This is a genomic window from Burkholderia sp. BCC0506 (genome assembly GCF_902833145.1).
Classification (GTDB): Bacteria; Pseudomonadota; Gammaproteobacteria; order Burkholderiales; family Burkholderiaceae; genus Burkholderia.
In genome coordinates, this window is the sequence record NZ_CADFEN010000045.1 from 1 (window position 1) to 362 (window position 362).

Below are 362 nucleotides of genomic sequence, written 5' to 3' on the forward strand. Positions count from 1 at the left end.
GCTTTCGGCCTCGCGCGTGCGCAGCAGCTCGAAGCGAAGATTCTCGAGCTCGGCGCGGAGAACGTCGCCGCGTTCATCGGCGAGCCGTTCCAGGGCGCGGGCGGCGTGATCTTCCCGCCGTCGACGTACTGGCCGGAGATCCAGCGGATCTGCCGCAAGTACGACATCCTGCTGGTCGCCGACGAGGTGATCGGCGGGTTCGGGCGCACCGGCGAATGGTTCGCGCACCAGCACTTCGGCTTCGAGCCCGACCTGATCACGATGGCCAAGGGCCTCACGTCGGGCTACGTGCCGATGGGCGCGGTCGGCATTCACGAGCGCGTCGCGCGGCCGATCATCGACAACGGCGAATTCAATCACGG

General features: G+C 67.7%; 1 protein-coding gene. It reads left to right on the forward strand.

Features of this window, described 5'->3' with window-relative positions:
• Positions 1-362 (forward strand): aminotransferase class III-fold pyridoxal phosphate-dependent enzyme (locus tag HWX62_RS32900; protein ID WP_175933348.1); only part of this gene is annotated, 362 nt, incomplete at both ends.